This window comes from Mangrovimonas sp. DI 80 (genome assembly GCF_001975575.1).
Classification (GTDB): Bacteria; Bacteroidota; Bacteroidia; order Flavobacteriales; family Flavobacteriaceae; genus Mangrovimonas_A; species Mangrovimonas_A xylaniphaga.
Genome location: NZ_MSDT01000005.1, coordinates 373,993 through 389,740, shown reverse-complemented (window position 1 = coordinate 389,740; position 15,748 = coordinate 373,993). Strand labels below are relative to the sequence as shown.

Sequence of the window (15,748 nt, the reverse complement as noted above, 5' to 3'; positions counted from 1 at the left end):
TTATTTGAAACACATAAAGAAGGCACACTATGGTTTAGTGTGTCTTTTGTGCATTGTATTGGGGTCTTGCAAAAAGACTGAAACCCAAGAAGCCGTTGAACCCATTGTTACCTTGGAGCGCAGTTATGTGAATACTTTAGGACGCTGTATAGAGTTCTTGGATTCAACCTTGGCCAGTACTAACAGAGACTTGATGTTAAAGGGGTATTTAAATGCGCGAGAGCAATTTAAAATGGCAGAACCAATATTGTCTTATGTAGACAAGGGTAACTATAAAAGTTTGAATGCCCCCAATATTTTAAGTGTAGAGGAAGAAGATGCTACCGATATTAAAATCAACAATCCGTTTGGATTTCAAGTGATGGAAGAGCTGTTGTTTGAAGAACCTTTTGATAAAGGCGAATTTAAAAAGGTGGCGCAACAAACGAGAAACCGATTGGAGCTCATCAAACAGAACACACGTTTAAAATTGAAACCATACCATATTTTATGGCTCATTCGTGATGAAGTGGCACGTATTGCCTTAACAGGAATTACAGGCTTTGATTCACCTGTTTTGGAAGCTTCCATGAAAGAAAGCATCATTGCCTATGGAAGTTTAAAAGAGTTACTGAATGTTTATAAAGATGAATTTGCTTCGGAAGTATTGTATAATGAGTTTCAGGAAGCTTTTGATAAAGCTATTGTGAATTTGAATTCTGATTTTGAAAGTTTTGACAGATTCAATTTCATTAAAAACCATACCCATAAGCAATTGGAATTGTTGCAACTCACCAAAACCGATTGGGAAGTTGAGTTTCCTTTGGAATTGGCTTTTAATAATGACATGACGTCATTATTTTCAGCCAATACGTTTAATATGGATTATTTCTCGGGGTATGTAGAAGTGGATAGTTTACTGTCTTCAAAAATCAGTTTGGGGCAACGTTTGTTTAATGATACGAGGTTGTCGAGCGACAATTCTATGAGTTGTGCTACCTGTCACGATAAAAATAAAGCGTTTACAGATGGCCTGAAAACATTTCCAAAGCAATTGAGAAATACACCAACATTGACTTATGCGGCTTTGCAAAGAAGTTTCTTTTATGATGGTAGAACAGGGAACCTTGAAGGGCAAATTGTAGATGTGGTGAATAACCAACATGAATTTCACACTAACCTAGACGATTTGAAAGAAGTGGTTAGTAGTGATTCTGTATACGCAGTACAGTTTTCAAAATTGTATGGTTCCGAAGTTTCAGATCATTCTATAAGAAATGCCATTGCGGTTTATATTAGAAGTCTGAACAAATTCAATTCAAAATTCGACAACAATATCAACGGTTTGGAAAACACTTTGTCTTCGCATGAAGTAAATGGCTTCAATTTGTTTATGGGAAAGGCCAAATGTGCCACCTGTCATTTTGCACCGGTATTCAACGGAACGGTGCCTCCAAACTTTAAAGACACCGAGTTTGAATTGTTGGGAGTACCAAAGGACACGCTTCAGGAAACACTTGTAGACAGTGATTTGGGACGTTACAATGTATTCAACACTATTGAAAAGAAGTATTTTTTCAAAACGCCTACCGTTAGGAATAGTTCCAAAACTGCTCCTTACATGCACAACGGTGTGTTTGTGAATTTGGAGCAGCTTATGGAATTTTATAATGATGGAGGAGGTGCCGGATTAGGTCTGGATTTGGAATACCAAACCTTGCCTCCCGATGCTCTAGGGTTAACCGAAAGCGAAATGAAAGATATCATCAGCTTTATGGAATCTTTAGAGGATAGTTAATCTAAGAGTCCAACAAAAATGATTTCAATTCTTCATACGAAGCAATGGAAGTCGCTCTTTTTTTCTTACTCATTACCTTAAGGATTTGTGGAGGAAGTTCGATGTTTTCCCTGATAACTTCTTCCACAATATCTAAAAATTTGGTAGGATGCGCTGTTTCCAAAAACACACAATGAGCATTTGGGTTTTCCTTTAAATAGGACTTGCAGGCCAAATACCCAACAGCACCATGCGGATCGGCCACATAGCTGTAATCGTTGTAAAGTTCCTTGAGAGCTTCTTTGGTTTCCCTATCGGTAAAGCTGTAGCCGGATAAATCTTCTTTGAGATTCTTGTAATTGTTCTGATAGATTTCCTGAATTCTAATAAAATTACTAGGGTCTCCCACATCCATGGCATTGCTTATGGTTTGCACGGAAGGTTTAGGATCGTAAATCCCCTCACGCAGATAATCTGTGACTACTTTGTTGGCATTGTTGGCTGCTACAAAATGTTGAATAGGAAGGCCTATTTGTTTGGCCATCATACCAGCGCAGATGTTTCCAAAATTTCCACTAGGTACTGAAAATACAAGGTCCTTGTGAGTTTTGTATAATGCTTTGTAAGCGAAAAAGTAATAGAACATCTGCGGAAGCCATCTCGCCACATTAATGGAATTGGCAGAGGTTAACTGCATATGACTTGTTATGGATTCATCCAAAAAAGCTTGTTTCACCATCGCTTGACAATCGTCGAAAGTACCATCTACTTCTAAAGCTTTGATGTTCTTTTTCAAAGTGGTAAGTTGCTTTTCCTGAATATCACTTACTTTGCCGCTAGGATACAAAATAACGACCTTCACACCGTTGACTCCTAAAAAGCCATTGGCAACGGCTCCACCAGTATCGCCAGAAGTAGCGACCAAAACCGTGACTTCATTTGGATTGCTGGCATTGAAATAGCCTAGGCATCTCGCCATAAATCGAGCACCAACATCTTTGAAAGCCATGGTTGGGCCATGGAACAATTCCAAGGACGAAATTTGATTATTGATCTTTACAATTGGAAAATCAAAAGACAATGTTTCTGAGATAATCTCTTTTAAAGTGTCTTCAGGAATTTCGGGAACTATAAATTGTTTGATGGCTTCAAATGCAATGTCCACATCATCCATTTGATCCATCTGCTCAAAAAACGATTTTGGCAATGGTGTTATGGATTCAGGAAAATACAAGCCTTTGTCTGGTGCCAATCCTTTGATAACGGCATCCTTGAAGGTGGTTTCTGGGGCTTTTCGGTTGAGGGAATAGTATTTCATAGCAACGTTTTTATTCCTTGGGTGTTAATTTTTGAAACATGTATATTAAAATCCAAGTTGGTTTTGGAATATAAGTTTTCTGAGGCATGTGCCACTTGATTGGCAATATCTTCACCTTTTGACAAAATAAAAATGGAAGGTCCAGAACCTGAGATTCCAGAACCAAGGGCACCATGGTTTTGAGCAAGTGCTTTTACTTCTTGGAAATAAGGTATCAAAGTACTTCTGTAAGGTTCAATAACTACATCGTTAAGGGACTTGCTTATCAATTCATAATCGCAAGTGTGAAGTCCATGAACCAGGCTTCCCAGGTTAGCCCATTGTGTAATGGCCTTTTGCAATGGAATTTCCTTTGGCAAAATGGCTCTAGCCTCGGAGGTTTTGATTTCTATTTGTGGGTGAACAATAGTGGCATATAATTCATCGGGAGTTGGAATTTCCAAAATTTCTAATGGGTCAACACTTTTTACTAGAGTGAATCCTCCAAAAATGCCAGGCGCAATATTATCGGCGTGTTCACAACCACTTGCCAAAGCTTCTCCTTTCATGGCGAAGTAGGAGAGTTGTGTTTTGTTATAAGGTCTTCCCAGAAGCTCGTTAATAGCATAAACACTGCCCGAAGCGCTAGCCGAACTACTGCCAATACCGCTTCCGGGTTTGATATTCTTGTAGATTTCCATATCGAAACCAAAATTTGGTTTGGCATCTTCCAAAAGGGCCAGAGCGGCAACCCCTGCAACATTCTTTTCAGCCTCAAGCGGTAAATCGTAACCTTCAATTTTGGTGATCCGAATCCCTTTTTGGGCTGATTTTTTTACAATCATTTCATCTCCAACCGCGTCCAGGCAAAAACCCATGACATCAAAGCCACAGGCTACATTGGCCACCGTTGCTGGTGAAAATATTTTTATTTCGTTTTTCAATATTGGTTCAATTTTTTTTGGCTATAATAATCAATTCGTTGTCTCCATTGGTTGGATTGACCAACTGTTCTGTATGTACAATTTGAAAACGATATTTGGTTAAGATGTTTCCTAAATCCTTTTCCCGATAAAAATGCATGAACAAACGCAGTTCTGGATAATTATTGGATGCAGTCCATTGGGATGACTCATAATCTCCTGCAATTGTACTGATGTACAGATATCCATTTTTGGACAGAATTCTGGAACTTTCAGAAATAAGTTGCTCCACATCACCTTTGGAGAGATAAGGGAACAAAAAAGCACATATGATGCCATCATAAGTCTCCTGAATATTCTTAACATCTCGGCAATCCATCACCTCAAAGTTGGCCGAAGGCACATTTTTAGAAGCAATGTCAATCATGTTAGGCGAGAGGTCTCTTCCTGAAATCTTAAAGGTTGGAAATCGCTGCTTAATAAAACGCGTCACATTGCCAGGCCCGCAACCTAATTCCAAAATTTTGGAGTGCTGGTCATGGTTGTCAAGAAGTTCACAAAACTGAAGGACCGAAGGTTCGTAGGCTGAAATATCCACATATTTTTGATCGTACATGGAGGCACAGTCATTAAAGACCTTAAGCGTCGCTTCAGTTTGTGCTACATCTTTATGTACACTGGACTTAGTCATTTCCTGTCCGTATAATATCGGCAAACAAACCAGAAGCGGTTACATCGGCACCTGCACCGGCACCTTTGATAATCATTGGTTGCTCTATGTAGCGGTGGGTGTAAAACATCACAATGTTATCCTTTCCTTCAAGATTGTAAAATGGATGTCCTTGTGGAATTTCTCGCAAACCTACTGAGGCCTTTCCTTCGTTGAATTCCGCCACATATTTCAATTGACAATTTTTAGCCTTGGCATCGCTGTATAATTTTTGAAAATGCGCTTCATCATCAATTAAGGTTTTGTAAAAATCATCCACCGATTTACTTTCCAAATTAGCTTTGGTTAAAAAGGAATGATTGGTGATGTCCTCAAGTTCCATTTTTGAACCGCTTTCCCTAGCCAAAATCAATATTTTTCTGGCAACATCCACGCCACTTAAATCAATACGCGGATCAGGCTCTGTGTATCCTTCGGCTTGTGCCTGTTTTACCACGTCATGAAATTTGGTGGTGTCATTGAAGTTGTTAAACACAAAATTCAAACTTCCAGAAAGTACCGCTTGAATGCTCTTGATTTTGTCACCAGAAGCGATGAGGTTGTTTAAAGTGTCAATAACCGGTAATCCTGCGCCTACATTGGTTTCAAATAATAAAGGAGCGTTATACTTTCTTGATAAATTTTTAAGTTCTGAATAGTTTTCATAAGAACTTGAGCAGGCAATTTTATTACAGGCCACCACGGCAATACTTTCTTTTAAATATTTCCCATAGAGTTTTGCAACCTCTTCGTTAGCTGTGACGTCTACGAACACACTGTTACGAAGATTGAGCAACTTTATACGATTGAAAAATCCTTCCATAGAGGCTTTTTCACCTTTCGCAAGTGACTCTTTCCAATTTTTAAGCGGAATACCATCTTCATCAAAAAGCATGGTTCTGGAATTGGACAATCCAACCACCCTTAAATTGATTTTTAGGGTATCCCTTAGATATTTTTTTTGCTGATGGATTTGCTCAACCAATCGTTCACCTACATTTCCAACTCCAGAGATAAATACATTAAGTTGTTTTGTTTTTACTTCAAAGAAGGTTTCGTGTAAAGTGTTGAGCGCTTTTTTAACGTCTTGTTGAGCAATAACGGTTGAGATGTTCCTTTCGGAAGCCCCTTGAGCAATAGCCCTAATGTTGATATTGTTTTTACCAAGAGTACTGAACATTTTTCCGCTGATACCTTGGTGACTTTTCATATTATCACCTACAAGGGCAACAATAGCTAAATCCTTTTCAATAAGGATTGGATTGATTTTTCGAAGGGCTATTTCATACCCAAAATTAAAGTCGATAACTTCCTTGGCATGGTCCCCATCGGCCTCGTCTACAGCAAAACAAATAGTGTGCTCCGAAGACGCTTGGGTAATAAGAATCACATTTATTTTGTTTATCGCAAGAGTTTCAAATAGGCGTTTTGAAAATCCTGGGATGCCCACCATACTGTTGCCTTCCAAAGTTAAAAGGGCAATATTGTCAATATTGGTGATACCTCTTACCGTCAATCCATTGGATTGTTCGTCGTTGGTAATATAGGTTCCTGGAGCTTCAGGCTCCAAAGTGTTTTTGATAACAATAGGAATGTTTTGGATCAATACCGGTTGAATGGTAGGCGGGTACAATACTTTGGCTCCAAAATGCGAGAGTTCCATGGCTTCCTGATAGGAGAGCTTTTCGATAGGCTGCGCCTGTTTCACCAATTTAGGGTTGGCGGTATACATACCGCTTACATCGGTCCAAATTTCCAATTGTTCAGCCTCAATAGCGGTAGCGACAATCGCCGCCGTAAAGTCTGATCCACCACGACCCAAGGTAGTCGCTTCGCCAAGCTCGGAAGTGGCTACAAATCCAGGTAAAACGGTTACCTGTTGTTCAGCTGTTTTAAAATATTCTTGAATCTTTGGCAATGTCAGTTCGTAGATCACATCTGCCTTTGTGTAGTTAGTATTGGTAATGATAAAATCTTGGCTGTTTTTCCTTACCGCATCCAAACCTTTACTTTTTAAGGTTTCAGTAATGATAAAGGAAGAAAGAAGTTCTCCAAAACTCACTAATTTATCGGATGTTTTTGGAGACAATTCGTTGATAAGGAAAATACCATCCAAAAGACTTTTTAAAGCATTCAGAATTTCTTCAAGCTGGCTCACCACTTTAGGACTTGCATTAGGGATTAATTCCGAAAGAAGCTCCAGGTGAAGTGTTTTTAGGGCTTCATATTCCGATTGGAAACTTTCATCTTTGTTTTGTGCTAGTTTACCAAGAATGATAAGCTTGTCAGTAACGCCTCCAACGGCCGAAACCACACAAACCAAGGGGGCTTTTTCGGCATAGTTTTCTAGAATGTTAACGACTTTGTTTATGTTTTCTGCAGAGCCTACAGACGTTCCTCCAAATTTTAATACGTTCATTTTTAATCAATTTTGATTGTAGTAAAGGTTTTTAGACTTTTGGTGCTTTGACAGCACATTGTGTACGGAGAGAATATAATTAACAACCCAAACGGGTTGTAATGCCAAAAATGAAATGAATAGTAGCAGCTCCCGTAAAAACATGGGAGGCAAAGGTGTTACTATTTAATGTTAACTTCGTATTCATATGCCTATCAAATGTATTATTTTTACTTTAATTAAAAAACTATTTCAATCTTTTTAGGGAATTAACAATAAAAGCTCTGAGTTTTTATTTAAACATAAAATGTATTGAGAAATTGAACTGTTGAAAAATGAATTATGTAATGCTAAGCAAGGTGTTGCATATAAAAATAGTATCTCACTTATGAAAATACTCTCAAAAGAGCAAGTCTATGAAGGAGATAGACTTACAGCCGAACGCCAAAACATTAGTTCCACCGAGTTGATGGAGCGTGCAGCCACCAAAATTTTTAATTGGATCCATACAAGATTGCAGGGGCAGCCAATTCCTATTCATGTATTCTGCGGGATAGGAAACAATGGAGGGGATGGTTTGGTGTTGTCTCGTCACTTGATCAATTATGGCTATAATGTGAATACTTATATTGTGAATTATAGCGATAAACGTTCAAAGGATTTTTTGATCAATTATGATCGAATTAAACAAGCTTCCAAAAACTGGCCAGTATTGTTGAATGAAGAAGATGAATTCCCAAATATTACTCCAGATGCTATTATTGTGGATGCCGTTTTTGGAATTGGATTGAATAGGCCTGCTCATGATTGGGTCAAAAAACTTTTCCAGCATTTTAGGGCCTCAAAGGCGTTTACATTATCAGTGGATATTCCTTCGGGTTTGTTTACGGATCGAGTGCCTGAAGATGAAAATGGCGTGGTTTGGGCCAATTACACATTGAGTTTCCAAACCCCTAAATTGGTGTTCTTTTTACCGGAAACAGGTAAGTTTACTACAGAATGGGAAATATTGGATATTGGTATTGATCCTTCATATTTGCAACAGGTTAAAACAGAAGCTGAACTGATAGGGAAATTCGAAATGTTGTCCGTCTATAAACCTCGAGATAAATTTTCTCATAAAGGCGATTTTGGTCACGCCATGATTATTGGGGGAAGTTATGGCAAAATTGGAGCCGTTACTTTGGCCTCTAAAGCAGCTTTGACCGCTGGAGCAGGATTGATTACAGCCTATGTGCCCAAATGTGGCTATGTCCCGCTGCAGTCTTCATTTCCCGAAGCAATGGTAATGACAGATAACGAAGATGAATTGCTTACCGACATCTCTTTTGAATTGAAACCTTCTGCAGTAGGGATTGGCGTAGGGATGGGGACAGATAAAAAGACAGTTTCAGCTTTTGAAGGATTTTTAAAAAGGTATAGTGGGCCTTTGGTAGTTGATGCCGATGGCATTAACATGTTAGCCGCCAATAAAAAGTTATTGGAATTGTTACAGCCGCAAACCATTTTAACGCCGCACCCAAAAGAGTTGAAACGTTTGATAGGAGAGTGGAAGGATGATTTCGACAAATTGGAAAAAATTAAAACATTCACATCTAAATACAATCTTATTATTGTGGTGAAAGGAGCCAATACCATGACCGTTTTTAGAGATAGAATTTATGTGAATTCAACAGGAAACCCTGGATTGGCTACTGCCGGGACTGGTGATGTTCTTACAGGAGTAATTACTGGTATGCTTTCGCAAGGCTATGAACCATTGATGGCAGTATTGTTTGGAGTGTATTTACATGGCAAAGCGGCTGATATTGCAGTAATGGATTTAGGATATCAAGCCCTTAATGCGAGTGTTGTTATAGAGGCTTTAGGTGAAGCCTATTTGGATCTGTTTAAACAGCCAGGAATGGAAGAGCAGGAAAAGAATAGTGAATAGAATCATGCAAAAAAAAAAGGCCCACACTTTGGTGGGCCTTTTTTTTTATCAAGGACAATTAATTAAATGTCTAATTCTTCCAATAGTTTTACCAAACCTGCGCTTGAAGGTCTAGGAGCATCTGGAGTCACAATATTTCCTTGTGGGTCAATTAGGATAAATCTAGGAATCCCGTTGATTTTGTAGTTTTGAACAAAATCCGATTTCCATCCTTTGTCAGCCAATAATTGGATGCCTCCCAATTCTTTTTCAGAAACCATGTTTTTCCAACCTTCTTTGGCAGCAGCTGCAGCGGCTTCAGGAGTTTCTCCTTTGAAACCTCTTCCGTCATCAACAGAAATACTTACAAACTGGATGTTTTTATCATGGTATTCCTCTTCAATACGTTTTAGGTGAGGAATCTCAGCTTTACAAGGTCCGCACCAAGTAGCCCATACATCTACATAAACATATTTACCTTTTAAATCACTTAAGGAAGTGGTTCCTCCTTTGTGATTTTCGAAATTTTCAAAAACAGGAGAAGGGCTTCCTTGTGGAAGGTCTTGTTTCAAAGTAATGGAACTCGCTAAATATCTATGATAAGATTTAAGCATAGGATCTACATTTTTCATGGCATCAGCAACGATTGTGGAGTCCACAGTGGCATCTGAATTGTAAAATGTAGTCAATTCATTTTTAATGGATTCAATGGAATTGTCCAAAGCTTCCATGTTGTCCAATTGGCTTAATTTATCAAGGTCAAGTAATTCTTCTTCCTTAAGGGATTTTTTAGCTAAAAAGTTGCTGTTTTCCGCTCCTGCTCCAGAATAGGATACAGTTTCATCAAATTGGTTAGTGTCCAATTTAAGTTTGATGTCGTAGCCATTTTTAAGGTACATCATAGTGCTCTCAGCACCATCAAACAAGCTGTATACGCCAGCATCTACTTTAAGAGTGTCGCTAAAGCTACCGTCAGGGGCTACCTTAATAGTTTTTGAATAAGTCCGGTTTCTAACAGTAAGGGAGTCACTGTTTGGTTTTGTTATTTGTCCTGAAAAAGTAACGTAATCTTTAGGTGGTGCTTCTTGCTTACATGCAAATGCCGAAGCAATCAGTAAAAGGGACAATGTTTTCTTCATGATAAAGTTTTTGTGTTCATTCAAAAATAATAGAAATATGTTTCCCTGTATGCTAATTAATCAATTATTAACAATTAAAGTTATTTTTAGGTATTGGGGGAGGGAAAGTATGAGTTGTTGGTTGTGTATTTTATATGTAATAGGGGAAGTGAATTGGTTTCCTTGAGGTTGTATTAAAATAGAAAAGGGTCCTTGTTTTACAAGGACCCTTTTAATAAATATAAAATATTTATTTAAGACTCTGTATGCTTTTCAGCCTTTTCTATTTTTATGGTTAACTCTTCAGTTTTTGAATCTAAGTCCATAAAAATAGTATCGCCTTCCTGTAATTGGGCATTGATGATTTCTTCTGCCAAAGCATCTTCAATATACTTTTGAATAGCACGTTTTAAAGGTCGCGCTCCATACTGTTTGTCGAAGCCTTTATCTGCGATATAATCTTTGGCTTTATCACTCAATTTAAGTTCGTAACCTAAACCTTTGATGCGCTCAACAAGCTTGGCAAGTTCAATATCAATGATTTTATCGATATCTGATTTTTCTAAAGCATTGAACACAATGACATCATCAATTCTATTTAAGAATTCTGGCGCAAAGGCTTTTTTCAAGGCATTTTCAATAATGCTTTTTGAGTTGTCATGAGCTTGTGCTTCTCTTGCAGCAGTTCCAAAACCAACACCTTGTCCAAAATCCTTAAGCTTTCTGGCACCGATGTTGGAAGTCATGATAATAATGGAGTTTCTGAAATCTATCTTTCTTCCTAAACTATCAGTAAGATACCCGTCATCTAATACCTGTAAAAGCATGTTGAATACATCTGGATGCGCTTTTTCAATCTCATCCAAAAGGATTACAGCATAAGGCTTACGACGAACCTTTTCGGTTAATTGTCCGCCTTCTTCGTAACCTACGTATCCCGGAGGTGCCCCAACAAGTCTGGAAATTGCGAATTTCTCCATATACTCACTCATATCAATTCTGATAAGAGCATCTTCACTGTCAAATAGTTCACGGGCCAATACTTTGGCTAATTGGGTTTTTCCAACACCAGTTTGTCCTAAAAAGATAAACGACCCAATAGGTTTGTTAGGATCCTTAAGACCAGCTCTGTTACGTTGAATTGCCTTTACAACCTTCGCTACAGCTTCATCTTGACCAATAACTTTGCCTTTGATATGTTCGGGTAGCTTCGCTAGTTTGTTGCTTTCTGTTTGTGCTATTCTGTTCACAGGAATACCTGTCATCATCGATACTACATCTGCAACGTTATCTTCGGTAACAACTTCACGGTGAAGTTTGGTTTCTTCTTCCCATTTTTCTTGGGCCACGGCCAATTCTTTCTCCAGGCGTTTTTCGTCATCTCGAAGTTTGGCCGCCTCTTCATATTTTTGTTTTTTAACAACCGTATTTTTGGTTTCCCTAACTTCTTCTAGCTTTTTCTCCAATTCCAAAATTTGCTTCGGAACTTCAATATTGGTGATATGTACTCTCGATCCGGCCTCATCCAAAGCATCTATAGCTTTGTCCGGTAAAAATCGATCGGTCATGTATCTATTAGTCAATTTTACACAGGCCTCAATGGCTTCAGGAGTGTAATCTACATTGTGATGTTCTTCATATTTTTCCTTAACGTTGTTAAGGATTTCAATGGTTTCTTCCACACTTGTAGGTTCTACAATCACCTTTTGGAAACGACGCTCTAAAGCACCATCTTTTTCAATATACTGTCTGTATTCGTCCAAAGTAGTAGCACCTATACATTGAATTTCTCCACGTGCCAAAGCTGGTTTGAACATGTTTGAAGCGTCCAAACTCCCCGTGGCGCCACCGGCACCTACAATAGTATGGATTTCGTCAATGAACAAAATGATGTCATCATTCTTCTCAAGTTCGTTCATCACGGCTTTCATGCGCTCTTCAAACTGGCCACGGTATTTCGTTCCTGCTACCAAACTTGCCAGGTCTAAAGTCACTACTCGTTTGTTGAAAAGGATTCTAGATACTTTTCGTTTTACAATACGTAGTGCCAAACCTTCAGCGATAGCCGATTTACCAACTCCAGGTTCTCCAATAAGAAGCGGGTTGTTCTTTTTACGTCTGCTCAATATTTGGGACACACGTTGTATTTCTTTTTCTCTACCAACAACAGGGTCTAGTTTGCCTTCTTCTGCCAATACGGTGAGATCTCTACCAAAATTGTCTAGAACTGGGGTCTTAGATTTTTTTGTTGTTTTAGATGAAGATTGACCAAAAGGGTTTTGTTTAGAATCATCGTCATCGGCCATATCGTCGTCTGAATAAGACTCGGCTTTTGGAGATTCCAAAAAGTCATCATCGTTTGTAATCATAAATTTAAATTGCTCTTTAACGTTATCATAATCCACTTTTAGCTTGTTCAAAAGCTTGGTTGTGGGGTCGTTTTCGTTTCTTAAGATACATAGCAGCAAATGCGCTGTATTGATAGAGGTGCTTTGAAACAGTTTGGCCTCCAAAAAGGTGGTCTTTAAAGCACGCTCTGCCTGCCTAGTGAGATGTAGGTTCTTTTTTTCGTTAGAGGCAGTTGCCACATTAGAATTGGCTGGGCTCAATATTTCAACCTTGCGTCTTAAATGGTTTAAATCTATATCTAGGGCACTCAATATATCAATTGCTTTTCCACTGCCATTACGAAGTAGGCCCAGCATTAAATGCTCGGTACCTATAAAATCATGGCCAAGTCGTAGTGCTTCCTCTTTACTGTAAGCAATGACGTCCTTGACTCTTGGGGAAAAATTATCGTCCATAATTAAAAATCCTTTCTGCATTAAAAATAATAAAAAACATAGTTATAAAGGCAAAAACTGTACCTTAAATGTTTCATAAAAGCTAATAGAGGAAAAAAGTTTAAAAATTCAAAACTTTTAGACTTTTACTTATTAACGAAAGAAGGCCTTATATTTGTTAATAAAAAAAGTTAAAAAACCCTCTTAAAAGTCGGATAAGGACTATCAAAATACTTATATTAGCACGATTTGAAAACCTACAAAAAATCTAATTAAATATATATGGTAGAAGGAGAAAAACTCATTCCAATTAACATTGAAGATGAAATGAAATCGGCCTACATTGACTATTCAATGTCGGTCATTGTGTCACGTGCTTTGCCAGATGTTAGAGACGGATTGAAGCCAGTGCACAGACGTGTATTGTTTGGGATGCATGAGCTTGGTGTAAGATCCAATTCACCTTATAAGAAATCGGCCAGAATTGTTGGAGAGGTTTTAGGTAAGTACCACCCTCACGGAGATAGTTCTGTTTATGATACAATGGTACGTATGGCTCAGGAATGGAGCTTGCGTTATATGTTGGTAGACGGGCAGGGGAACTTTGGTTCCATTGACGGAGATAGCCCTGCAGCAATGCGTTATACAGAGGCGCGTATGCGTAAGATTTCCGAAGATATGTTGGCAGACATTGAAAAGGAAACCGTAGACCACAAACTTAACTTTGATGATACTTTACAGGAACCAACTGTATTGCCTACCAGAATTCCAGGATTATTGGTGAATGGTGCTTCAGGTATTGCAGTAGGGATGGCTACCAATATGCCCCCACACAACATTTCTGAAGTTGTGGATGGAACTGTTGCTTATATCGATAACAACGATATTGAAATAGAGGAGTTGATGACCCATATTAAGGCGCCTGATTTTCCAACAGGAGGTACTATTTACGGGTATGATGGAGTTAAGGAAGCATTCAAAACAGGTAGAGGAAGAATCGTAATTAGAGGTATTGCCAATATTGAGGAAGTTCAAGGCCGCGAATGCATTGTGGTAACAGAAATCCCTTATTTGGTGAATAAGGCCGAAATGATCAAGAAGACGGCCGACTTGGTTAACGATAAGAAACTGGAAGGAATTTCTACCATTCGAGATGAGTCCGACAGAAACGGGATGCGTATCGTTTATGTACTTAAACGAGATGCTATTCCAAACATTGTTTTAAACAAACTATACAAATATACAGCGCTTCAATCGTCGTTCAGTGTTAATAACATTGCACTGGTGAATGGGCGTCCACAATTGTTGAATCTAAAAGATTTGATTTATCATTTTGTGGAGCACAGACATGAGGTTGTAGTAAGAAGAACAACTTACGAATTGCGCAAGGCAGAAGAGCGTGCCCACATTTTGGAAGGGTTAATTATTGCTTCGGATAATATTGATGAAGTTATTGCATTAATCAGAGCCTCTTCAAATGCAGAAGAAGCAAGAGAGAAGTTGATCGAGCGTTTCAAGCTTTCAGAAATTCAAGCGAAAGCAATTGTTGAAATGAGATTGCGTCAGTTAACAGGACTGGAGCAAGACAAACTTCGTACTGAATATGAAGAATTGATGAAGACTATTGAAGACTTGAAGGATATTCTTGCTAAGAAAGAGCGCAGAATGGAAATCATCAAGGAAGAACTTTTGGTAGTTAAGGAAAAGTATGGTGACGACAGACGTTCTATTATCGAGTATGCTGGTGGTGATTTAAGTATTGAAGATATGATTCCTGATGCGCAAGTGGTAATTACCATTTCGCATGCGGGTTATATCAAACGTACATCATTGAGTGAATATAAGCTTCAACATAGAGGAGGAGTTGGGCAAAAAGCATCAACAACAAGAAACGAAGATTTCTTGGAGCATTTGTTTGTAGGGACCAACCACCAGTACATGTTGTTCTTCACCCAAAAAGGAAAATGTTTCTGGATGCGCGTTTATGAAATTCCAGAAGGAAGTAAAACTTCTAAGGGAAGAGCTATCCAAAACTTGATCAACATAGAGCAGGATGATAAGGTTAAAGCGTTCATCTGTACTCAAGATTTGAAGGATGAAGAATACATCAATAGCCACTATGTAATCATGGCGACTAAGCAAGGTCAGGTTAAGAAAACGTCTTTGGAGCAATATTCTAGACCAAGAACCAATGGTATCAACGCAATTACCATTAAGGAAGATGACGAGCTATTAGAAGCAAGACTTACTACTGGTAACAGTCAAGTGATGTTGGCATTGAAGTCTGGTAAGGCCATTAGATTTGAGGAAGCTAAAACACGACCAATGGGACGTAGTGCTTCTGGAGTACGTGGTATCACTTTAGCTACAGAGGGGGATGAAGTAATTGGTATGATTGCTATTGAAAATCCGCAGGAAGAATCTGTTTTGGTAGTGTCTGAAAACGGTTATGGAAAACGAACCTACATTGACGATCCAGAAGATGGAGAGCCAGTTTACAGAATTACCAACCGTGGTGGTAAAGGTGTAAAAACTATTTCCATTACAGAAAAAACAGGAAGTCTTGTAGCTATAAAAACAGTTACTGATGAAGATGATTTGATGATCATCAATAAATCTGGGATCGCTATCAGAATTGCGGTTAAGGATTTGCGTGTAATGGGAAGAGCTACACAAGGTGTTAGACTTATCAGTTTGAAAGGAAAAGATTCTATCGCAGCTGTTGCAAAAGTAATGAAGGATGAGCAAGAAGAGATTGAAGGAGCTGTAGAAGATATCGAAACCACAAATGAAGATGGTGCAGCCATCGATAATGCACAAGAATAAAAATAACTAATATTAATAAATAGTAA

9 protein-coding genes are annotated in these 15,748 nt (G+C 38.5%); 3 read left to right on the top strand and 6 right to left on the bottom strand.

The genetic code is table 11. From position 1 onward, the window contains the following. Positions 1–4 precede the first annotated feature (4 nt). The gene (locus tag BKM32_RS11395; protein ID WP_253187455.1) at positions 5–1,777 is read left to right on the top strand and encodes a cytochrome-c peroxidase; all 1,773 of its coding nucleotides are present in this window, start codon (positions 5–7) and stop codon (positions 1,775–1,777) included. A gap of 1 nt (position 1,778) precedes the next feature. Here BKM32_RS11395 and thrC read toward each other — a convergent pair whose 3' ends face one another. From thrC to thrA, 4 genes are read right to left on the bottom strand one after another with little or no spacing between them, the layout of a single operon-like run. After that, positions 1,779–3,074 carry a threonine synthase gene (gene thrC / locus BKM32_RS11390; protein WP_076663891.1) on the bottom strand — a complete coding sequence of 432 codons (1,296 nt, stop codon included), beginning with the start codon at positions 3,072–3,074 and terminating at the stop codon, positions 1,779–1,781. Then, positions 3,071–3,997 carry a homoserine kinase gene (locus BKM32_RS11385; RefSeq protein WP_076663890.1) on the bottom strand — a complete coding sequence of 309 codons (927 nt, stop codon included), beginning with the start codon at positions 3,995–3,997 and terminating at the stop codon, positions 3,071–3,073. Before BKM32_RS11385 ends, thrC begins: the two co-directional genes overlap by 4 nt. A 7-nt stretch (positions 3,998–4,004) precedes the next feature. Then, positions 4,005–4,667 (bottom strand): class I SAM-dependent methyltransferase, encoded by a 663-nt coding sequence (locus BKM32_RS11380; protein WP_076663889.1) that lies wholly within the window; start codon positions 4,665–4,667, stop codon positions 4,005–4,007. Further along, a complete protein-coding gene (thrA, locus tag BKM32_RS11375; RefSeq protein ID WP_076663888.1) occupies positions 4,660–7,104 on the bottom strand; it encodes a bifunctional aspartate kinase/homoserine dehydrogenase I in 2,445 nt (814 codons plus the stop codon). The genes BKM32_RS11380 and thrA overlap by 8 nt, the downstream gene beginning before the upstream one ends. A gap of 367 nt (positions 7,105–7,471) precedes the next feature. Here thrA and BKM32_RS11370 point away from each other — a divergent pair, with 367 nt between their 5' ends. Beyond that, positions 7,472–9,016 carry a bifunctional ADP-dependent NAD(P)H-hydrate dehydratase/NAD(P)H-hydrate epimerase gene (locus tag BKM32_RS11370; protein ID WP_076664004.1) on the top strand — a complete coding sequence of 515 codons (1,545 nt, stop codon included), beginning with the start codon at positions 7,472–7,474 and terminating at the stop codon, positions 9,014–9,016. Positions 9,017–9,078: 62 nt separating this feature from the next. Here BKM32_RS11370 and BKM32_RS11365 read toward each other — a convergent pair whose 3' ends face one another. Both BKM32_RS11365 and BKM32_RS11360 read right to left on the bottom strand, forming a co-directional pair. Beyond that, positions 9,079–10,134, bottom strand: coding sequence for a redoxin family protein (locus BKM32_RS11365; RefSeq protein ID WP_076663887.1), 1,056 nt, complete (start codon positions 10,132–10,134; stop codon positions 9,079–9,081). Positions 10,135–10,367: 233 nt separating this feature from the next. Then, the gene (locus tag BKM32_RS11360) at positions 10,368–12,917 is read right to left on the bottom strand and encodes an ATP-dependent Clp protease ATP-binding subunit (RefSeq protein ID WP_076664003.1); all 2,550 of its coding nucleotides are present in this window, start codon (positions 12,915–12,917) and stop codon (positions 10,368–10,370) included. 261 nt (positions 12,918–13,178) lie between these two features. Between BKM32_RS11360 and gyrA the strand changes: the two genes are divergently transcribed. Next, positions 13,179–15,722: a DNA gyrase subunit A gene (gyrA, locus tag BKM32_RS11355; protein ID WP_076663886.1), complete on the top strand. Its 2,544-nt coding sequence runs from the start codon at positions 13,179–13,181 to the stop codon at positions 15,720–15,722. The last annotated feature ends 26 nt before the right edge of the window (positions 15,723–15,748 follow it).